20 protein-coding genes are annotated in these 19,279 nt (G+C 61.8%); 15 read left to right on the top strand and 5 right to left on the bottom strand.

Going from position 1 to position 19,279, the window contains the following annotated elements:
• Positions 1-157: 157 nt before the first annotated feature.
• Both EB231_RS25395 and EB231_RS25390 read left to right on the top strand, forming a co-directional pair.
• A complete protein-coding gene (locus tag EB231_RS25395) occupies positions 158-1,318 on the top strand; it encodes a porin (protein WP_172351224.1) in 1,161 nt (386 codons plus the stop codon).
• A 241-nt stretch (positions 1,319-1,559) separates the two neighbouring features.
• Positions 1,560-2,636, top strand: a complete 1,077-nt coding sequence (locus EB231_RS25390) for a tyrosine-type recombinase/integrase (RefSeq protein WP_445299288.1) — start codon at positions 1,560-1,562, stop codon at positions 2,634-2,636.
• Positions 2,637-2,704: 68 nt separating this feature from the next.
• Here EB231_RS25390 and EB231_RS25385 read toward each other — a convergent pair whose 3' ends face one another.
• Entirely contained in the window at positions 2,705-3,592 is an 888-nt protein-coding gene (locus tag EB231_RS25385) for an alpha/beta fold hydrolase (protein WP_172351223.1), read from the bottom strand.
• A gap of 263 nt (positions 3,593-3,855) precedes the next feature.
• The gene (locus EB231_RS25380) at positions 3,856-5,886 is read right to left on the bottom strand and encodes a lytic transglycosylase domain-containing protein (RefSeq protein WP_172351222.1); all 2,031 of its coding nucleotides are present in this window, start codon (positions 5,884-5,886) and stop codon (positions 3,856-3,858) included.
• Positions 5,887-6,132: 246 nt separating this feature from the next.
• Between EB231_RS25380 and dapA the strand changes: the two genes are divergently transcribed.
• From dapA to EB231_RS25365, 3 genes are all read left to right on the top strand, one after another.
• Positions 6,133-7,014: a 4-hydroxy-tetrahydrodipicolinate synthase gene (gene dapA / locus EB231_RS25375; RefSeq protein ID WP_172351221.1), complete on the top strand. Its 882-nt coding sequence runs from the start codon at positions 6,133-6,135 to the stop codon at positions 7,012-7,014.
• Between the two features lie 25 nt (positions 7,015-7,039).
• Entirely contained in the window at positions 7,040-7,519 is a 480-nt protein-coding gene (gene smpB / locus EB231_RS25370) for an SsrA-binding protein SmpB (RefSeq protein ID WP_006202221.1), read from the top strand.
• A gap of 168 nt (positions 7,520-7,687) precedes the next feature.
• Positions 7,688-8,398 carry a glycoside hydrolase family 25 protein gene (locus EB231_RS25365; protein WP_172351220.1) on the top strand — a complete coding sequence of 237 codons (711 nt, stop codon included), beginning with the start codon at positions 7,688-7,690 and terminating at the stop codon, positions 8,396-8,398.
• Positions 8,399-8,549: 151 nt separating this feature from the next.
• On the opposite strand, the gene EB231_RS25360 is transcribed toward EB231_RS25365, so the two are convergent.
• Complete coding sequence (locus EB231_RS25360) at positions 8,550-8,912, bottom strand: winged helix-turn-helix transcriptional regulator (protein WP_172351219.1); 363 nt, start codon at positions 8,910-8,912, stop codon at positions 8,550-8,552.
• Between the two features lie 110 nt (positions 8,913-9,022).
• Between EB231_RS25360 and EB231_RS25355 the strand changes: the two genes are divergently transcribed.
• The gene (locus EB231_RS25355) at positions 9,023-10,036 is read left to right on the top strand and encodes a zinc-binding alcohol dehydrogenase family protein (protein ID WP_172351218.1); all 1,014 of its coding nucleotides are present in this window, start codon (positions 9,023-9,025) and stop codon (positions 10,034-10,036) included.
• 62 nt (positions 10,037-10,098) lie between these two features.
• On the opposite strand, the gene EB231_RS25350 is transcribed toward EB231_RS25355, so the two are convergent.
• Together EB231_RS25350 and EB231_RS25345 are read right to left on the bottom strand one after the other, a co-directional pair.
• Positions 10,099-10,755: a uracil-DNA glycosylase gene (locus tag EB231_RS25350; RefSeq protein ID WP_172351217.1), complete on the bottom strand. Its 657-nt coding sequence runs from the start codon at positions 10,753-10,755 to the stop codon at positions 10,099-10,101.
• 11 nt (positions 10,756-10,766) lie between these two features.
• Entirely contained in the window at positions 10,767-11,348 is a 582-nt protein-coding gene (locus EB231_RS25345; protein WP_056563452.1) for a LabA-like NYN domain-containing protein, read from the bottom strand.
• 323 nt (positions 11,349-11,671) lie between these two features.
• Between EB231_RS25345 and rpoZ the strand changes: the two genes are divergently transcribed.
• The 9 genes from rpoZ (at position 11,672) to era (ending at position 19,273) form a co-directional block, all read left to right on the top strand.
• Positions 11,672-12,073 (top strand): DNA-directed RNA polymerase subunit omega, encoded by a 402-nt coding sequence (gene rpoZ, locus EB231_RS25340; protein ID WP_056563448.1) that lies wholly within the window; start codon positions 11,672-11,674, stop codon positions 12,071-12,073.
• 128 nt (positions 12,074-12,201) lie between these two features.
• On the top strand, positions 12,202-14,430 hold the full coding sequence (locus EB231_RS25335; RefSeq protein WP_172351216.1) for a RelA/SpoT family protein: 2,229 nt from the start codon (positions 12,202-12,204) through the stop codon (positions 14,428-14,430).
• Positions 14,431-14,454: 24 nt separating this feature from the next.
• The gene (gene pyrE, locus EB231_RS25330) at positions 14,455-15,033 is read left to right on the top strand and encodes an orotate phosphoribosyltransferase (protein ID WP_172351215.1); all 579 of its coding nucleotides are present in this window, start codon (positions 14,455-14,457) and stop codon (positions 15,031-15,033) included.
• A 103-nt stretch (positions 15,034-15,136) separates the two neighbouring features.
• On the top strand, positions 15,137-15,538 hold the full coding sequence (locus EB231_RS25325; protein WP_172351214.1) for a VOC family protein: 402 nt from the start codon (positions 15,137-15,139) through the stop codon (positions 15,536-15,538).
• A gap of 264 nt (positions 15,539-15,802) precedes the next feature.
• Positions 15,803-16,402: a DUF2062 domain-containing protein gene (locus EB231_RS25320; RefSeq protein ID WP_172351213.1), complete on the top strand. Its 600-nt coding sequence runs from the start codon at positions 15,803-15,805 to the stop codon at positions 16,400-16,402.
• Positions 16,399-16,812: a holo-ACP synthase gene (acpS, locus tag EB231_RS25315; protein WP_172230668.1), complete on the top strand. Its 414-nt coding sequence runs from the start codon at positions 16,399-16,401 to the stop codon at positions 16,810-16,812. The genes EB231_RS25320 and acpS overlap by 4 nt, the downstream gene beginning before the upstream one ends.
• 78 nt (positions 16,813-16,890) lie before the next feature.
• The gene (gene lepB / locus EB231_RS25310; protein ID WP_027045285.1) at positions 16,891-17,640 is read left to right on the top strand and encodes a signal peptidase I; all 750 of its coding nucleotides are present in this window, start codon (positions 16,891-16,893) and stop codon (positions 17,638-17,640) included.
• 2 nt (positions 17,641-17,642) lie between these two features.
• Entirely contained in the window at positions 17,643-18,356 is a 714-nt protein-coding gene (gene rnc, locus EB231_RS25305; protein WP_172351212.1) for a ribonuclease III, read from the top strand.
• Entirely contained in the window at positions 18,341-19,273 is a 933-nt protein-coding gene (gene era / locus EB231_RS25300) for a GTPase Era (protein WP_172351211.1), read from the top strand. The genes rnc and era overlap by 16 nt, the downstream gene beginning before the upstream one ends.
• Positions 19,274-19,279: the final 6 nt, after the last annotated feature.

Below are 19,279 nucleotides of genomic sequence, written 5' to 3'. Positions count from 1 at the left end.
CGATCGTTGTTGAACGCCGCCGCCTCATGGGTAATGTCGAATTCGAAGGAGCGGCGCGGTGCGCATCTTTTTCGGTAGTGGGGATGGGGCAGGGAACGCTGTCCTTCAGCAAAGAATACCCAGACCCGTTTTTTAACTTTTGACTGGAGGTCAGAAAATGAACATCAAGAGCCTTCTTCTCGGCTCCGCTGCGGCCCTGATCGCAGTTTCCGGTGCGCGCGCCGCCGACGCCGTCGTCGTCGCCGAGCCGGAACCCGCTGAATACGTCAAGATCTGCGACGTCTACGGCGCTGGCTACTTCTACATCCCGGGCACCGAGACCTGCCTGCGCATCGGCGGCTACGTCCGTTACGACATCGGCGCTGGCGATATCGGCTCGTTCGACGGTGCACGTGCAACCGACGTCAAGGACGGCTCGGATCAGAGCACCTGGAAGAAGAATGCCCGCTTCACGCTGAAGACCTGGACCGGCCAGGAAACCGAGCTCGGCACGTTGAAGACCTACACCGAAACCCGCTTCAACTTCGGCAACACCGCAACCAGCGGTCGCTACGCCTATAATTTTGCCACGGGCGAATACGGTACTGTTGGCGCCACGAATTCGGGCATTTCGCTGAACTTCGCCTGGATTCAGCTCGGTGGCCTCCGCGTCGGTAAGGACGAATCGGCTTTCGATACGTTCATCGGCTACGCCGGCAATGTCATTCAGGATACGCTGGTTCCGTACGGCGGCTTCGACACCAACGTCGTGCAGTACTACTTCGATGCCGGCAACGGCTTCTCGGCGGTGGTTTCGCTCGAAGAAGGCTATGGCCCCTTCACGATCGACAGCTACGTTCCGCATGTCGTCGGTGGCGTGAAGTGGACGCAGGGCTGGGGTGCCATCACGGGCGTCGTGGCTTATGACAGCAACTACGAAGAAGTTGCCGGCAAGGTCCGCTTGGACGTCAACGTCTCCAACGAACTGTCGCTGTGGATCATGGGCGGTTACGGCTCCGACAGCAACTACAATGACCTCAGCTACGCTATCCCGGCCGGTGGTCGCGGCATGTACAAGCTTTGGGGCGGAAACTGGGCTGTGTGGGGCGGTGGCACCTACAAGTTCAACGAGAAAACCTCGTTCAACGCCCAGGTGTCGTATGACGAGGACGAGAACCTCGGCATTGCAGCCAACATCGCTTACGACGTGGTTCCCGGCTTCACGGTCACGGCCGAAGTCGACTATCTGAACGCCGGAAGCTACCCTGCGTCCAACTGGACCTCCGCCGAAAAGAAGAGCAACCTCGGCGGTATCCTCCGCTTCCAGCGCTCCTTCTAAGGGCTGGTTCCTTACAGGTGAAATCCAGCCCGGGCGCACAAACGCCCGGGCTGTTTTTGTTTCGTGACTGGGTCAACGCAAACGAAGGAAGAGGGGGAATCGGTAGCTGAACAAGTCCGCAGAGTGATTTCGTGGGATTCGCTGATGGGCGGATGAGATCACAACCGCGTGATTAAAACTCTTGAAAGGACGCTTCCAAGCGGATAGGGCTGATCTATCCACTCGGGGGGCGCGACGAATTATGACCAACGAAGCGATCCAGGAGGCTAGCCCCTCAGATCCGTTTTCGATGTTTTCTTCTCAGAATTCGAAGATCAAGTACACGTACAACAAGATAAGAGAAGTAAAGTCGTACCGAGTCGGAGAGCTTTTTTCAGCCTATCGGGACATACTGTGGGATGATGGCCGGCATAAATACAATGTCAGCTCTTTCATCGGCGAAATAGATGAAATTCTCCTTGGAGAACGTTTCAGCGCCTTTGACCAGAGTACCCTTGATAACCTTATCGGCACCTTGCGCCAGCGCGGCAACAGCAACGCAACCATCAATCGAAAGATGGCTGCCCTCAGCAAACTGCTGCGCAAGGCCTACAAGATGGGAGATATCCACAGCCTGCCCGAGTTCCGCCGCCAGAAAGAGCGGGCGGGACGGATTCGGTTCCTCGAGAGGGACGAAGAGGCAAGGCTGTTCGCCGCCATCAGAAGCCGCAGTGAGGATGCCTACAGGCTTTCCGTCTTCCTCGTCGACACCGGATGCCGTCTCGGCGAGGCGCTCGGGCTGATCTGGAACGACATCCAGGAACATCGCGTCAGTTTCTGGATCACCAAATCCGGCCGCAGCCGTACCATCCCGATGACCGAGCGTGTCAAGGAGGTCATCAAGCTGCCTCCCGCCGAAGGGCGCCGGCCCAAAGGCCCGTTCACCAAGCTCAGCCAGGCACAGTTCCGTGCCATCTGGAATGACGCGAAGGCCGAAGTCGGTCTTGGCGCCGACGATCAGGTCGTGCCGCACATCTTGCGTCACACCTGCGCCTCGCGCCTTGTCCAGGGCGGCATCGACATCAGGCGCGTGCAGATGTGGCTTGGCCATCAGACTCTTTCGATGACCATGCGCTACGCGCATCTGGCCACCAACGATCTCGACGGCTGTGTCGTCGTGCTGGAAACGCCGCGAAGCGAGGATGCCTCGCGTGGTGATGAAAGCTCGGCCTTCTCGTCCCCGCTGACCGCGCCTTCGGCGCCAAAGCGGGGCCAAACGACCAAGGCGGCTGCGGCGAAGCCGGCAAAAGCCTTGGGGAAAAGCTCGAAGGCCAAATAATTCCGACAGGCGCGGCTATACTGTTGCTGTGACCCCTGGACCAGATCTGGTCTTGGGGTTTACTTTATTCAGTCTTGGCGCTCAGCCCGATCAAGAAAGGCCGCTATATCGCCAGGCAGACTGCCGGTTTCGAGGAATGGTGCGTGCCCCTGACCCGTGACGGTGATCGTCTCGGTGCCAGGATGGCGCTTTCGCATCTCATCCAGCGTTTGGGTCGACAGCAATCTCGAATTGGCGCCGCGGACAGTGAGCAAGGGAATGGCCGCCAACGCGTCGAACTGCGGCCAGAGCGCGGGCAATGGTTGCGACAGGTCGAGACTCGCAATGGTGTCGACCAGCTTCGGGTCAAAATCCGGCAACAGCCCTTGATCCGTCTCACGGTAGAGCGCCCCCACCATTCGCGTCCAGTCGGCGTCGGTGAGTGCGGGAAAGTCCTGGCCATGAACATGGCGTTGGACATTCACCACTTCAGTGAAGGTCTTCGGCTTCGGCGCGCGTTCAAGATAGGACCGGATATGGGCGAGGCCGGCCGGCTCGATCTCCGGCCCGATATCATTCAGAACAATGGCTTTCAGCACTGCCGGTCGCAGGGCGCCGAGCACATGGATGATCAGCCCACCGCGTGAGGTGCCGATGAAAGCCGCCTCCTCGATGCCCAGTGCTGCCAGACCGGCAAGGATGTCGCCGGCCTCGACGCCGACATTATAATGGCTGACATCGGGGTCATAGGCCGATTGCCCGCGCCCGCGATAGTCGAAGGCAACCACCTTGCGCGGATCGGAGCCCGTTGAAAGGCGCAGCGCCAGCTCATGAAAATCTCGTGCGTTGCGGGTCAGGCCAGGCAGGCAGACGACCGGCCAATGTCCGGAATTCGCTTCGCCATAGACGAGCGCATGAAGTCTCAGCCCATCTGGCGCGGCGTAGAACAAGTCGCAAAAGCCTTCGGTACCAGGCATCCGGACATGCCACCTTCTTGCTGCGGGATCATCCCTGACTGCTACAGGTGAGAGCGGGAGCGGTCAAATAGAAGGCGAGACCGAAGTTCCCGACCTCGTCCTGCGGCAGAGATGCCTGGCAGGGGAGAGCGGCCGTCCCGTTGACCTGCAAGCTCATTCCCCGGGACAGGACCATTCAAAGGACTGGAGATCCTTCCCACTCCCTCTGGCCTGCCGGCCATCGAGCGAGATCGGCAGCGTTGGCGAAAGGGCCTGTCGAGCCCTCAGCTGCGCCCGTTCACGAGGTCGCCGACGATGTCGTATTTGCCGGAAATACGCATCTTGTAGACTTCGTAATTCTCCATCACGCGCTGTACGTAACTTCTTGTTTCCGTGTAGGGAATCCGCTCGATCCAGTCCACCACCGCATCGATGTCCTTGCCGCGCGGGTCGCCGTATTTCGCCACCCACTGGCTGGCCCGGTTGGGGCCGGCATTGTAGCCGGCGAAGGTCAGCACATAGGAGCCGTTGAAGCGATCGAGCTGTTCGCCAAGGAAGGCTGAACCGAGTGTGGCATTGTAGCCGGCGTCGGTGGTCAGCCGTGCCTGCGAAAACTGCAATCCGGCCTTCTTCGCCAGTTGCTTGGCGGTTCCCGGCATCAGCTGCAGCAGCCCGCGTGCGCCAGCGCTGGATACGGCGCCGATGTTGAATTCGCTTTCCTGGCGAGCGATCGCATAGGCCAGCGCCTTGCCCGAGCCGGAAATATTGGCCGAATCAGGGATGACGCCGAGCGGATGCGACAGCGCACCGACATCGATACCGCGCGCGCCGGCGATCTTGCCGACCTTCAGCGCCATGAAATGGTTGCCTTGTTTCTCGGCAAGGACAGCGAGCAGCGCCAATTCGCCCGGGCTGGTCAACTGTCCGGCAAGGTCGCGGTAGAGCGTTTCGGCATAGCGGTCGTAGCCTGCCTCCTGCAGGCGTTTGATGGCGCTGACGGCCTCCCGGCTGGCAAAATTCTGCCGGTCGGCAGCGCTCGGCTGGGGATAGACGATATTGAGTGCCTGGCGGCCGACGCGTTCGGCGGCAAGCTGGCCGTAAAAGGTCGTGCCAAAGGCCGCCGCACGCCCAAAATAGTCCTTGGCATTGCCCGGCCCGCCGACTTCCGCCGCACGACCGAGCCAGTAATAGGCGCGCGACAATGTCATCGGCCCCTGCGCCAACTTGGCGATACGTGAAAAATGCGTCGCGGCAAGCTTGGGATCGTTGAGGCCGCGCAGCGCATACCAACCGGCGTGGAACTCGGCCTCCGCCGCATTGGCCGCGCTTTCGGCGGCATGCGTGGCGACGATCCGGTAAGCCGTCTTCATGTCGCCCTGGTCGACCAGTTCGCGCGACAGCACCCGGCGTTCGACCCACCAGGCGTCCGGATCGACCAAAGCCTCGCGGTCCGTCGGCGCCTTCATCACAACGGCGGCGGCGCCAGCAAAATCTTCCTGCTTGCGAAGATATTCGGCCTGCGCGAAGAAATAGCCGGCCGAACGCTGGGATGCCGGCACTGCCTTCAGCAGTTTCAGCGCGTTCTTGTCGCCTCTGTCGGTTGCAGCCCAGGCATCGGCGAACTGCTGGGCGCCGGCAAGGCCGGCAATCCGCAGGGCGGAGTTCACCCGATCGGCATAGAACATACGATCCATGCGAAAACGGTGGTCGGCGGCAGGGATCAGACCGCCGAATTCCTTGATCAACGCCGTCTCGTCCTTGGCTTCCAGGACCGTGGTGCGCCAGAACGGCGACAGCACCGAGCGTGCCGCCTTGACGTTGCCCGTCGCCACATAGGCGCGAGCGAGAACCATGACGCCTTCGAATGTTTGCGGCTGGCTGCCGCCGAATGCCGCAATGACGATGCCGGGGGCGGGGTTTTCCCGATAGAGCGCGCGCTCGCTGTTCTTGCGCAAGGCGACGGTGCCCGGCCAGTTGGGCAGCATCCTCGCGGCCGCGGCGATATCGCCGCTCGGAACCTTGTCGCCGCCATAGAGGGCGATCGCCCAAGCCAGTATATGCTGGTCGAGCGATTGAGCCGGAAGCGCGTCGCGCACACCGCGGGCGCCTGGAATATCGCCGGCCGCCAGTGCGTCCAACCCGCTCTTCAGCATCGCGACGCTGGGTGAGGGCGCCTGCTGCGCCCCGTCCTGCGGGCTGGGCATCGGGATCGCCGAGGTGACCTGCACATCGACGCTGCCGCCGATCGCCACACCGGGCATCAGCACCGCGATGGCGCCAAGCAGCGCGAAGAGGTGGGGCCGACTGGCCGGCATGATCTCGTGTCTTTCCTAATCCAGCATTTTACCAGAAGGCGAAGAAGCCTCGAAGCCTAAACTTAGGTCGTGAAGGGCTCGTAAACAAAGAGTTATCGAGGCCGTCCGAATTGCGCTTGCTGGCACCATGGCAATGCTTGCCGCGCAACCATGTCGAGACTATGGTGCGCCGCTTCGCTTTCGGCTAGAAGGCGCGCACGACAAACCGACTGATAAAACCCAAGAAGTCCCAAGGAGTTGGACGACATGCTGAGAGGCTCGCTTACTGCGCTCGTGACACCGTTCGAAAAGAGCGGGCGTTTCGACGAGAAAGCCTTTCGCGCATTTGTCGAATGGCAGCTCGCTGAAGGCACGACTGGCCTGGTTCCGGTGGGCACGACCGGCGAGTCGCCGACCCTGTCGCATGATGAGCATCGCCATGTCGTCAAGGTCTGCATCGAGGTCGCCAATGGCCGCGCTCCGGTCGTCGCCGGCGCCGGTTCCAACAACACCGCGGAAGCCGTCGGGCTCGTGCAATATGCCGAAAAGGCCGGCGCCGATGCCGCCCTGGTCGTCACGCCCTATTACAACAAGCCGACGCAACGCGGCCTCTACGAGCATTTCGCCGCCGTCGCCAGGGCGACGAAGCTGCCTATCATCATCTACAACATCCCGCCGCGTTCGGTGATCGACATGATGCCGGAGACGATGGGCCGGCTGGCGCACGACTTCAAGAATATCGTCGGCGTCAAGGATGCGACCGGCAAGGTTGAGCGTGTGTCCGAGCAGCGCATGACCTGCGGCAAGGATTTCATCCAGCTTTCCGGCGAGGATGCCTCGGCGCTCGGGTTCAACGCCCATGGCGGTGTCGGCTGCATCTCGGTGACGTCGAATGTCGCGCCGCGGCTGTGCGCCGAATTCCAGGAAGCAACGCTGTCCGGCGACAGTGCAAAAGCGCTTGAGTTGCAGGATCGTCTCTTGCCGCTGCACAAGGCGATCTTCCTGGAGCCCGGCGTATCCGGCGCCAAATACGCGCTGTCGAAGCTCGGCAAGGTCGAGAACGTGCTGCGTTCACCGCTGGTCACGGTCGAGGAGTCGACCGCTGCAAAGATCGACGCGGCCATGAAGCACGCCGGCTTGATAAATTAAGGATGAGGCGCCACCTCTCCACATCATGAATCAAGTCAGAAAAGCCGATCCCAACAACAAGACCGTTGCGGAGAACCGCAAGGCGCGGTTTTCCTATGAGGTGCTCGACACGATCGAGGCCGGCTTGGTGCTGACCGGCACCGAGGTCAAGTCGCTGCGCCAGGGCCAGGCGAACATCCAGGACAGCTACGCCTCGGTCGAAGGCGGCGAGATCTGGCTGATCAATTCCTATCTGCCGGAATATCTGCAGGCCAACCGCTTCAATCACGAGCCCCGGAGGCGCCGCAAACTCCTGCTCAACAAGCGTGAGATGGCAAAGCTGTCGCAGAGCGTCGACCGCGAAGGGATGACCCTGGTGCCGCTAAAGATCTATTTCAACGATCAGGGCCGCGCCAAGCTGCTGCTCGCCGTCGGTCGCGGCAAGAAACTGCACGACAAGCGTGAGACCGAAAAGCAGCGCGACTGGTCGCGCGAGAAGGGCCGGCTCTTGAAGGAGCGTGGGTGAGGAGCGGTCCGCGAAGCGGGCGAAAAGCCAACGATTTGGCGTTTCGAGCGACGAACGCCCGGAGCCATAGCGAAGGGCGGGGTATCGGGCGGTAGCCCAAGAAAGCCAACCGTTTGGCTTTCAAGTTTCGAACGTATGGAGCCAGAAAATACCTGAGAGAGGGTCGTCTTGAAGAGCCGGATAATCCTCTGGGGATCGGTCAGCCTGGTCTTTGCAGCCCTGGTCGCAGCCGGTGGCTTCGTCTACTTCCACACATACTCCCCGGACCGTGGCAAATATCCGGTCAGAGGCATCGACGTTTCCCACCATCAGGGCGAAATCGACTGGCGGCGCGTTGCCGCCGCCGATGTCGCCTTCGCCATCATCAAGGCGACCGAGGGCGGCGATCACGTCGATCGTGCCTTTGCCACCAATCTGCGTGAGGCTCGCGCGGCTGGCCTCGCCGTCGGCGCCTATCATTTCTTCACCTTCTGCCGGCCCGGCGCCGACCAGGCGAAGAATTTCATCTCGGTCGTGCCGCAGGATCAGCCCTTGCTGCCTCCGGTCGTCGATATCGAGTTCGGCGGCAACTGTCCGCAGCGTCCATCGCCCGAACAATTGAATACCGAACTCCAGGCTTTTCTCGGACCTGTCGAGGAAGCGTTCGGCAAGACGGCGATCGTCTATCTGACCGATGAGGCCGAGGTCGCGTATGCCGGGCAGATCGCCGCGCGCCCGCTATGGCTTCGCTCTCTGCTGGTGGAACCGGATCGCCACGACTGGATCTATTGGCAGTATCACAACAGGGGGCGCGTGGATGGCATCCAGGGTGACGTCGACCTGAATGTCTTGCAGGGCGGGTCGGAGAAATTGACGGCGCTGCTTGCACCAGCGCATTGAGGCCGTCCGGCCGAAGCGATCGGGATTGCGCGTCCGAATCGGTTTCTTCACAAACCGGGCTATGCCGTTGCAAATATTGACGATCCTGTTGCCGCCGGCATCGCCAAGCTACCTTGGTTGCACGTCTTGCCATTGCTGAGCAGCGGCCGCTTCAAGCCGCCGCCTGCGATGCCTCCGGCGCCAACGTCACATTCGCATCGCCCCAAACTTTCAAGGCTGTTATGACCGGCTCCAGGCTTCTGCCGCGCGGGGTCAGGCTGTATTCCACCTTCGGCGGTACTTCCGGATAGATCTTGCGGGCAATCAGCCCATCGGCTTCCAGTTCGCGGAGCTGATTGGTCAGCATGCGCTGCGTGCAGTTGGGAATGCGCCGGCGTATCTCGTTGAAGCGCAGCGTCCCCTCGAACAGATGGTAGAGCACGACGCCCTTCCACTTTCCGTCGATATAGCGGAGCGTTCCCTCCACGGTGCAGCCGGGGCTGCAATCGAATCGCTCATGGCGAATGCGCGGCATGACGGTATCCTTTTCGACACTATGTGCTCTATATGTGCATTCTTGCGCTTGGCGCGCATAGTCCGCATCTCTGCCCCAGACAAAGCTCAACAGCAATCGCGGAGACAAAAATGCGCGCCGTCGGCTATCAGATCCCAGCTCCCATCACTGATGAGGCCTCCCTCGTCGATATCGACCTGCCCAAGCCAGAGCCGACAGGCCGTCAACTGCTGGTCGAGGTGAAGGCGATCTCGGTCAATCCGGTCGACACCAAGATACGCCGAAGTGCCTGGCCCGAAGCCGGAACCTGGCGGGTGCTTGGTTGGGATGCCGCCGGTCGGGTCGTTGAAACGGGTCCGGACGCCAGCCTGTTCAAGCTCGGTGACGACGTCTTCTATTCCGGTGCGCTCGCGCCGCAAGGCACCAATGCCGAATTCCACCTTGTCGATGAGCGCCTTGTCGGTCGCAAGCCTGGCTCGCTCGACTATGCGCAGGCTGCCGCGCTGCCGCTGACGGCGATCACCGCCTTCGAGGCGCTGTTCGACCGTCTTGACGTGAAGAAGCCTGTCATGGGCGCCGCGAATGCCATCGTCATCATCGGCGGCGCTGGCGGCGTCGGCTCGATTGCGGTCCAGCTTGCACGCCAACTGACCGGTCTGACAGTGGTGGCCACCGCATCGAGGCCAGAGACACGCGACTGGGTGCTTGGGCTTGGCGCCCATCATGTCGTCGACCATTCCAGGCCGCTGGCCGCCGAAGTCGCCGCGCTGGGCATCGGCGCACCAGCCTTTGTGTTCTCGACAACCAATACCGACCGGCACCTGGCCGAGATTGCCGAATTGATCGCTCCGCAGGGCCGGTTCGGGTTGATCGACGATCCCCAGACACTCGATATCAATCCGTTCAAGCGCAAGAGCGTTTCGGTCCATTGGGAGCTGATGTTCACGCGCTCGCTGTTCGAGACGCAGGACATGGCCGTGCAAGGCGAGCACCTCAACGAACTGTCACGCCTTGTCGACGCCGGCACCATCCGCACCACGCTGGGCGAAACATTCGGCCGTATCAACGCCGCCAATCTGAAGCGCGCCCATGCGCTGATCGAGACCGGCACCGCCAAGGGCAAGATCGTGCTGGAGGGGTTCTAGAGCAATTCCGGGAAAGGCGCGTAGCGCTTTCCCTTGGGAAGCGCGTCAGGAATAGTACGGCGTCATTTCCGCAGGAACGTCGCGATCTGGCTGAATACATTGACGAACATGGCTTCCGTCAAAACGCCTGTATTGGTGTTGTAGCGCGAGCAATGATAGCTCGAAAACAGCGTGATATCGCCCGCCTCCATCTGCCCGCCATGTTTGAACGGATAGTCTGCGGCGCGCCCGCCCAGCGCGCGCACGGTCGATTGGTGCGCGATCGATCCCAGCGCCAGAACGGCGCGCAGGTTGGGAAAGCGGGCGATGGTCGGCACCAGGAATGTTCTGCACGTCGAAATCTCGGCGCCGACCGGCTTGTTCTCTGGTGGCACGCAGCGCACCGCATTGGTGATCGCGGTGCCGACAAGCTCCAGCCCGTCATCGGGCCGTGCCTTGAATTCACCGCGTGCAAAACCGTGCGCGATCAATGTCGAGTAGAGCAGGTCGCCGGCATAGTCGCCGGTGAAGGGGCGTCCGGTGCGGTTGGCGCCGCGCAGGCCGGGCGCCAGCCCGACGATCAGAAGCTGGACGGTATCCTCGCCGCCCAGTGGCAGGAAGGTTGGCACCGGTGCGTTGAACCAGGACGGCTCGCGCTGCCGCCATTCGGCAATGAAGTCATGCAGCCGCGGGCACAGCGGGCAGTCGCGATCGGGTTCGGCATGGGAGAGGGCGGTCAAGGCGACCGGCCTCAGTAGTCGTCCTCTTCGACTTCAGCCGGTTCGGGCCGGCGCACCGGCCGTTCGGAGGGATCACGGCCAACTTCGTTCTTGAGTGTCGTCAGGTCGATGAAGTGGTCGGCCTGGCGGCGCAGATCGTCCGAGATCATCGGCGGCTGCGAGGCCATGGTCGAGACGATCGATACCTTGCGGCCGCGCCGCTGCAGCGCCTCGACGAGCGTGCGGAAGTCGCCATCGCCGGAAAAGATGACATAGTGGTCGACGACGTCGGCGAGTTCCAGCGCATCGACGGTGAGCTCGATGTCCATATTGCCTTTGATCTTGCGGCGACCGGTCGAGTCGGTGAATTCCTTGGCTGGCTTCGTCACCACCTTGAAGCCATTATAGTCGAGCCAGTCGATCAGCGGGCGGATCGAGGAGTATTCCTGATCCTCGACCAGCGCCGTATAATAATAGGCGCGCAAGAGATAGCCGCGCTTCTGGAAGCTGGACAGCAGCTTGCGATAGTCGATGTCGAAGCCGAGCGCCCGCGATGTGGCGTAGAGATTGGCACCGTCGATGAAGAGGGCGATTTTTTCACGTGGGTCGAACATGGAAAATAGTCCTTTTTCGAAAATGCGGCCGTCTAAACGAGATGCGGTAGCGACTATTGGTCAGGCTCATAATAAACCGGCCGACCCTATCCATCCGAGATAACGCCAGTTTGGGGGCAATCCAAGGCGTGATGGGACAATGCAAGCAATTGTGATCGCGGCGGCGAATCAAGGATGCGGCCCGGTTTTGCCAAATCAGGTGTCTGAACGGGAGATTGGGTGCTCAATGCTCCCGTCAATGCCATGATGCTTGTATTTTGGCGACGTTCGGGTTATGGACCGCGCCTGTTTTCCATTAAATCCAGGCATGAAAGGGGCAGTCCATGGCCCGCGTAACCGTTGAAGATTGCATCGACAAGGTCGACAACCGCTTCGAGCTGGTGCTTTTGGCCGGCCACCGTGCTCGCCAGATCAGCCAGGGCGCGCAGATCACCGTTCCTCGTGACAACGACAAGAACCCCGTCATCGCCTTGCGCGAGATCGCCGACGAGACGCTGTCGCCCGACGATCTCAAGGAAGACCTGATCCATTCGCTGCAGAAGCACGTCGAGGTCGACGAGCCCGAAGCCGATGGCGAGGTGATCGCCGATCAGACCGGCGGCGCCGTCGCTGCCGCCGAAACCGACGATGCCGAGGACAACATCACCTTCGATCGCATGACCGAGGAAGATCTGTTGGCCGGCATCGAAGGCCTTGTGCCGCCTGAGAAGAGCGACGATTACTAAGAGAGTTTTCTGGACCTGCCCGGAACACGTTTCCGGCACTTCCGTCTCGGCAGTTTCGTGGCTATCTATGACATGCGCCGTACAGCAGTGCGGCGCATGATTCATGTCATCTCCGAGAGATTCCGCCCATGATGCGTCAGTATGAGCTTGTCGAGCGCGTCCAGCGCTACAAGCCTGACGTCAACGAGGCATTGCTCAACAAGGCCTATGTCTATGCCATGCAGAAGCATGGCCACCAGAAGCGCGCTTCCGGCGACCCTTATTTCTCGCATCCGCTCGAAGTCGCCGCGATCCTCACTGAAATGCACATGGACGAGGCGACGATCGCCGTCGCCCTGCTGCACGACACCATCGAGGATACCACGGCGACGCGGGCCGAGATCGACGATCTGTTCGGTCCCGAAATGGGCAAGCTGGTCGAGGGCCTGACCAAGCTTAAGAAGCTTGATCTCGTGTCGAAGAAGGCGGAGCAGGCGGAAAACCTGCGCAAGCTTCTGCTGGCGATTTCGGAAGATGTCCGCGTGCTGCTGGTCAAGCTTGCCGACCGGCTGCACAACATGCGCACCCTCGACCATATGCCCGAGGCCAAACGCCTGCGCATCGCCGAGGAGACGATGGACATCTACGCGCCGCTGGCCGGGCGCATGGGCATGCAAGGCATGCGCGAAGAGCTGGAAGAGATCGCCTTCCGCTTCATCAATCCGGAAGCCTACCGTGCCGTCACCGCGCGGCTTGCCGAGATATTCGAGCGCAACAAGGGCGTGCTGACCGACATTGAAAAGGCGCTGTCGGCGTTGTTTGAAAAGCATGCCATCAACGCCAGCGTGAAGAGCCGGCAGAAGAAGCCCTGGTCGGTGTTCCGCAAGATGGAGGCCAAGGCGCTGTCCTTCGAGCAGCTGTCCGATATTTTCGGCTTCCGCGTCGTCGTCGATACGGTCGAGGATTGTTACCGGGCGCTCGGCGCCATCCACACCACATGGTCGATGGTGCCGGGCCGCTTCAAGGACTACATCTCGACGCCGAAGCAGAACGACTACCGTTCGATCCACACCACCATCGTCGGGCCGTCGCGCCAGCGCGTCGAACTGCAGATCCGCACCCGCGAGATGAACAAGATTGCCGAATACGGCGTCGCGGCGCATTCGATATACAAGGACACCGGCGGCAAGACGAACGGCGCCGGCCATGCGATCTCGAAGGAGACCAACGCCTATGCCTGGCTGCGGCGCACCATCGAGCAACTCGCCGAGGGCGACAATCCAGAGGACTTTCTCGAAAACACCAAGCTGGAGCTTTTCCAGGACCAGGTGTTCTGCTTCACGCCGAAGGGTATGCTGATCGCCTTGCCGCGCGGCGCTACACCCATCGACTTCGCCTACGCCGTGCACACTGATGTCGGCGACACCTGCGTCGGCGCCAAGGTCAATGGCCGCATCATGCCGCTGATGACGGAACTGAAGAACGGCGACGAGGTCGAGATCATCCGCTCCAAGGCGCAGGTGCCGCCGGCCGCGTGGGAATCGGTCGTCGTCACCGGCAAGGCGCGCGCCGCCATCCGTCGTGCCACCAAGAACGCCATCCGCAAGCAGTATTCCGGCCTCGGCGCGCGCATTCTGGAGCGCGCCTTCGAGCGGGCTGGCAAGAATTTCACCAAGGAAAGCCTGAAGCCGGTTCTGCACCGGCTGGCGCGCAAGGACATCGAGGATGTGCTGGCCTCCGTCGGCCGTGGCGAACTGGCCTCCGCCGACGTCATGAAGGCGGTCTTCCCCGACTACAAGGACGAGCGTGTTACGCCCGCGGCCCCCAAGCAGCGCGAGGAGGGCTGGTCGAAGATCCGCAACGCCGCCGGCATGCTATTCCAGATTCCAGGCCGCGCGGCGCGCAAGGACAAGGACCAGCCACGCGACGGCGCCGTGCCGATCCGAGGCGTGCGCGGCGACCTGCCGGTGCGCTTCGCGCCGGAAGGCGCGGTGCCGGGCGACCGCATCGTTGGCATCGTCCAGCCGGGCACCGGCATCACCATCTATCCGATCCAGTCGCCGGCGCTGCAGGCCTTCGACGACCAGCCCGAGCGTTGGATCGACGTGCGCTGGGACATCGACGAGCGCACCAAGGAACGGTTCCCAGCGCGTGTCTCGGTCACCGCCATCAATGCGCCAGGGTCGCTCGCTGATATTGCCCAGGTCGTCGCGTCCAACGACGCCAACATCCATACGCTGTCGATGGTGCGCACCGCGCCCGACTTCACCGAAATGCTGATCGATCTCGAAGTCTGGGATCTGAAGCATCTCAACCGGCTGCTGTCTCAACTCAAGGACAATTCCAGCGTCAGCGATGCACGGCGCGTGAACGGTTAAAACAATTGGCAACTGGGGGACCTGATGAACACCGATGAAGTGCTAGGCATTTTCCGTGAGGCGGGCGCTGTCCTGGAGGGGCATTTCATCCTGACGTCGGGCTTGCGCAGCCCGGTCTTCCTGCAGAAGGCACGAGTGTTCATGCATGCCGACAAGACCGAGCGGTTGTGCAAGGCGCTGGCCGAGAAGATCCGCGCCGCGGTGCCGGGCACGATAGACTATATTGTCGGCCCGGCGATTGGCGGCCTGATCCCGGCTTACGAGACCTCACGTCATCTCGGCGTGCCGGCGATCTGGGTCGAGCGGGAAGGGGGCGAGTTCCGCCTGCGCCGCTTCGAGATCGCTCGGGGCGCGCGCGTCGTCATCGTCGAGGACATTGTCACCACCGGCCTGTCGATCCGCGAAACCATCGAGTGCCTGCGCGAACTTGGCGCCGAGGTGGTGGCCGCGGCCTGCATCATCGACCGTTCGGCTGGGAAGACCCATGTCGGGGTGCCGCTGATCGCGCTCGCCGAATATGAGGTTCCAGCCTATCCGCCGGACCGGCTGCCGCCGGAGCTTGCCGCGATACCTGCGGTCAAGCCCGGCAGCCGCAACATTTGACTGTGCATGTCGCCCAAAAGTGTGCAGCGGTTTTGGGACAACGACATGCATGAAACAAACATGCATGTCGCCCAAAAGTGCAGCGGTTTTGGAAGTGGATGACATGCATGAAGGCAAATTGGCGATGATCGTCGGTATCGATCATTTCGTGTTGACCGTGGCCTCGCTCGAGGCGACCTGCGCCTTTTACCAGCGCGTGCTGGGCTTTGAGCGCATCGATGCGCCGGGCCGGCCGACGGCACTGGCTTTTGGCGGCCAGAAGATCAATGTCCATGAGATCAGCCGCACTTTCGAGCCCAAGGCGAAGGCTCCGACTCCGGGCTCTGGCGATTTCTGCCTGATCACCGAACAGCCGCTCGACGAAATCCGTGCCCGTCTCGAAGCCAATGGCGTTGCGCTCGAACTGGGACCGGTCGAACGCGTCGGGGCACGGGGGCCGATGATGTCCGTCTATTTCCGCGACCCGGACGGCAATCTTGTCGAGGTCAGCCGGTACCTGCGGTAGTATCTCAAGCATTCGACTGCGACAAAAAGCCGAAGGCGCTTCTCAAATTCGCCGTGATTGTCCGGTGTTGGAAGGGCGAACCTTACCAAGAATTATGGCGGTGCGGCCGCCCTGCAGGCGGCCTTCGGTTGTTGTCGGGGGTGCGTATCGCTATATCAAAGTCGCGATTGCCTTTCAGTGGCCGCAAAGCGCAAGATGTGGCGGTTGAAGCCCGGCTGGAGACAGCCGGCATGTAAGCTGTAAAGTATCGGGAATAGGAACAGAGTGCTTTTTCGTCGCCGCAAGCCTGATGGTCTCCTGGAGCGGGTGCGCACCTATCTGTGGCCGCGCCGTTCGTTCTCGCGCTCGCTGCAGTATTTTTCCAAGCGCATCCTGCGCCTGAAGGCGACGCCGCATGCGGTGGCCGCCGGGGTGGCGGCTGGTGTCTTCGCTTCATTCTTTCCCGTGGGCTTCCATTTCATCATTGCCGCCGTTCTGTGTTGGGTTATCGCCGGCAATCTGGTGGCGGCGGCGCTCGGCGCTGTCTTCTTTGGCAACCCGCTGACTTTTCCCATTCTGTGGGGCGCATCCTGGGAAACCGGCAAGCTCATCCTGCACGATCGCCTGCCGGCGCATGGTCCGCCGGCGCATCTGGGCGAGATGCTGCACACGCTTTCCTTCGCGAAATTGTGGCATCCCGTGCTGGAACCCATGCTGATCGGCGCGGTGCCGCTCGGGCTGGTGTTCGGCCTCCTGTTCTACGGTGCCACGCGCTGGGGCATGAATGTCTTTCGCGAGCAAAGGCGCAAGCGGCTGGCAGAGCGCGCGCATCGCCACGCGCAATCGTCTCATCCTGGCGGAAGCGTCGGTTCCGCCGCACAATGATCATCGGCATCGGCAGCGATCTGATCGACATCAGGCGCATCGAGAAATCGCTGGAGCGTCACGGTCAGCGCTTCGTCCAGAGGATCTACACCGAGGTCGAACAGGCGCGTTCGGAGAACCGCCGTGCCCGCGCTGCCTCCTACGCTAAGCGCTTTGCCGCCAAGGAGGCCTGCGCCAAGGCGCTGGGTACGGGTCTGGCGCAAGGTGTGTTCTGGCGCGATATGGGCGTCGTCAACCTGCCCAGCGGCGCGCCGACCATGGCGCTGACCGGCGGCGCGTTGGCGCGACTGCAAAAAATCCTGCCGAAAGGCCATCGGGCGGCGATCCACCTCACCATCACGGATGATTTTCCGCTCGCTCAAGCCTTTGTGATCATCGAGGCGTTGCCCGTCGAAGAAGCGCCACATTGATTGCATCTGACGACCGGCATTGACGTTGCCCAGCGCGCGCCGAGACTCTATACCATCCAACGCACAATCGAGGACGACATGAGCGTGGCTGAAAAATCCCAGAAGAAATCCGGCGGGCTTGGCGAAACCGTCAGCGTCATCGTCCAGGCGCTTTTGCTCGCCCTGGTTATCCGCACGCTGTTGTTCCAGCCCTTTTCGATCCCGTCGGGATCGATGCGGCCGACGCTTCTGGAAGGCGACTATCTGTTCGTCACCAAGTGGTCCTACGGCTACTCCCGCTATTCGCTGCCTTTCGGACCTGATATTTTCTCGGGTCGCATCTGGGGCTCCGAGCCCAAGCGCGGCGATGTGGTGGTGTTCAAGTTCCCGCCGGATCCGTCCGTCGATTACATCAAGCGCGTGGTCGGCCTGCCCGGCGACAAGATCCAGATGAAGAATGGCCAGCTGTTCATCAACGGCGTCGGCGTGCCGCGCGTGAAGACCGGCCAGATCGACAATCCCGACATCACCGAAATGCCTCAGCCGATCGATGTCTATCGGGAAACCCTGCCCAACGGCGTCAGCTACGACACGCTTGACCTCAATCCGAATTCGATCGGCGACAACACGCGTGAATTCGACGTGCCGCCCGGCCACTATTTCATGATGGGCGACAACCGGGACAACTCCGCCGACAGCCGGTTCACCGTCGGTTACGTTCCTGCCGAGAACCTGGTTGGCCGCGCCAATCTTGTTTTCTTCTCGATCGCCGGCAAGGCAAGCCCGCTCGAAATCTGGAAATGGCCGTCGCTGATGCGTGCGTCGCGCCTGTTCCACTTCGTCAATTAGGGATGGCAGCGGCCAAACGCCTGACCGCCGATGCGCTCGCCGAAGCGCTTGTGGAACGCACGGGCCATGCCTTTGCCGACCGCCAGCGCCTGCAGCGGGCGCTCACCCATGCCAGTGCCCGCGGCGCCAATGCCGGCACCGACTATGAGCGTTTCGAATTTCTCGGCGATCGGGTTCTCGGCCTGGTCGTCGCCGACATGCTGCTGGCGGCGTTCCCCGATGCGGCCGAAGGTGAATTGTCGCTGCGGCTCAATGCGCTGGTCAACGCCGAGGCACTTTCCGAGATCGCCGAGCATATCGGGTTGCCGGACCTCATCCGTGCTGGATCCGATGTGCGCGGGCTCGAGGGCCGCAAGCGCGTCAATCTGCGCGCCGACGCATTGGAATCGCTGATCGCCGTGCTCTATCTCGACGGCGGCCTGGAGGCCGCGCGCGCTTTCATCCACAAATACTGGCAGCCGCGTTCGCAGGCTTCGGGGGCCGCACGCCGCGACGCCAAGACCGAATTGCAGGAATGGGCGCATCAGGCGGCGAGTGCCGTCCCGGCTTACAACATCGACAGCCGCGAGGGGCCGGACCACGATCCGTTGTTCACCGTCAGCGTCAGGGTTGGTGCATTTCAGCCGGCGACAGGCAGCGGCCGTTCCAAGCGTGAAGCGGAGCAGGCAGCCGCGGCTGCCCTTCTGCTGCGCGAAGGTGTATGGAACGCAGCATGACCGATATTGAAACTGCTCAAGCCCCGGCCACGCATTCCGGCTTTGTCGCGCTGATCGGTGCGCCGAATGCGGGCAAGTCGACCCTGGTCAACCAGTTGGTCGGCGCCAAAGTGTCGATCGTCACCCACAAGGTGCAGACCACTCGCGCCATCGTGCGCGGCATCGCCACGCATGACAATGCGCAGATCGTCTTCGTCGACACACCCGGCATCTTCAAGCCCAAGCGGCGTCTCGACACGGCGATGGTGACCACCGCGTGGGGCGGCGCCAAGGATGCCGATATCGTTTTGCTGCTGATCGACGCCGAGCGCGGCATCAGGGGCGATGCCGACGCCATCCTCGAACGGCTGAAGGACGTACGCCAGCCGATGGCGCTGATCCTCAACAAGGTCGACCGGGTCAAGCATGAGACGCTCTTGGCCCTGTCCGCGGCCGCGAACGAGAAAGTGCCTTTCAAGCGCACCTTCATGGTCTCCGCACTGACCGGCTCCGGCTGCAAGGATCTGCTCGACTATCTGGCGCAGGCGCTGCCGGCCGGCCCCTGGTATTATCCGGAAGACCAGATCTCCGATCTGCCGATGCGCCAGCTGGCAGCCGAGATCACCCGCGAAAAACTCTATCTCAGGCTGCATCAGGAACTGCCCTATTCCTCGCATATCGAGACCGAGAAATGGGAAGAGAAGCCGGACGGCTCGGTGCGGATCGACCAGACCATCTATGTCGAGCGCGACAGCCAGAAGAAGATCGTGCTTGGCCACAAGGGCGAAACCATCCGCGCCATCGGCCAGGCGGCACGCATGGAGATTGCAGGCATTCTTGAACAGAAGGTGCATCTGTTCCTGTTCGTGAAGGTGCGCGAGAACTGGGGCGACGATCCCGAGCGCTATCGCGAGATGGGTCTCGAATTCCCGCACTAGCGGCCC

The organism is Mesorhizobium sp. NZP2298, from assembly GCF_013170825.1.
In the GTDB taxonomy this organism is placed as follows: Bacteria; Pseudomonadota; Alphaproteobacteria; order Rhizobiales; family Rhizobiaceae; genus Mesorhizobium.
This window is presented reverse-complemented; position numbering and strand designations above follow the sequence as displayed.

Excerpts from the sequence above, each read along its gene's own strand:
- EB231_RS25395 (WP_172351224.1), top strand. The coding sequence starts at position 158 with ATGAACATCAAGAGCCTTCTTCTCGGCTCCGCTGCGGCCCTGATCGCA.
- EB231_RS25390 (WP_445299288.1), top strand. The coding sequence starts at position 1,560 with ATGACCAACGAAGCGATCCAGGAGGCTAGCCCCTCAGATCCGTTTTCG.
- EB231_RS25385 (WP_172351223.1), bottom strand. The coding sequence starts at position 3,592 with ATGCCTGGTACCGAAGGCTTTTGCGACTTGTTCTACGCCGCGCCAGAT.
- EB231_RS25380 (WP_172351222.1), bottom strand. The coding sequence starts at position 5,886 with ATGCCGGCCAGTCGGCCCCACCTCTTCGCGCTGCTTGGCGCCATCGCG.
- dapA (WP_172351221.1), top strand. The coding sequence starts at position 6,133 with ATGCTGAGAGGCTCGCTTACTGCGCTCGTGACACCGTTCGAAAAGAGC.
- smpB (WP_006202221.1), top strand. The coding sequence starts at position 7,040 with ATGAATCAAGTCAGAAAAGCCGATCCCAACAACAAGACCGTTGCGGAG.
- EB231_RS25360 (WP_172351219.1), bottom strand. The coding sequence starts at position 8,912 with ATGCCGCGCATTCGCCATGAGCGATTCGATTGCAGCCCCGGCTGCACC.
- EB231_RS25355 (WP_172351218.1), top strand. The coding sequence starts at position 9,023 with ATGCGCGCCGTCGGCTATCAGATCCCAGCTCCCATCACTGATGAGGCC.
- EB231_RS25345 (WP_056563452.1), bottom strand. The coding sequence starts at position 11,348 with ATGTTCGACCCACGTGAAAAAATCGCCCTCTTCATCGACGGTGCCAAT.
- rpoZ (WP_056563448.1), top strand. The coding sequence starts at position 11,672 with ATGGCCCGCGTAACCGTTGAAGATTGCATCGACAAGGTCGACAACCGC.
- EB231_RS25335 (WP_172351216.1), top strand. The coding sequence starts at position 12,202 with ATGATGCGTCAGTATGAGCTTGTCGAGCGCGTCCAGCGCTACAAGCCT.
- pyrE (WP_172351215.1), top strand. The coding sequence starts at position 14,455 with ATGAACACCGATGAAGTGCTAGGCATTTTCCGTGAGGCGGGCGCTGTC.
- EB231_RS25325 (WP_172351214.1), top strand. The coding sequence starts at position 15,137 with ATGCATGAAGGCAAATTGGCGATGATCGTCGGTATCGATCATTTCGTG.
- acpS (WP_172230668.1), top strand. The coding sequence starts at position 16,399 with ATGATCATCGGCATCGGCAGCGATCTGATCGACATCAGGCGCATCGAG.
- lepB (WP_027045285.1), top strand. The coding sequence starts at position 16,891 with ATGAGCGTGGCTGAAAAATCCCAGAAGAAATCCGGCGGGCTTGGCGAA.
- rnc (WP_172351212.1), top strand. The coding sequence starts at position 17,643 with ATGGCAGCGGCCAAACGCCTGACCGCCGATGCGCTCGCCGAAGCGCTT.
- era (WP_172351211.1), top strand. The coding sequence starts at position 18,341 with ATGGAACGCAGCATGACCGATATTGAAACTGCTCAAGCCCCGGCCACG.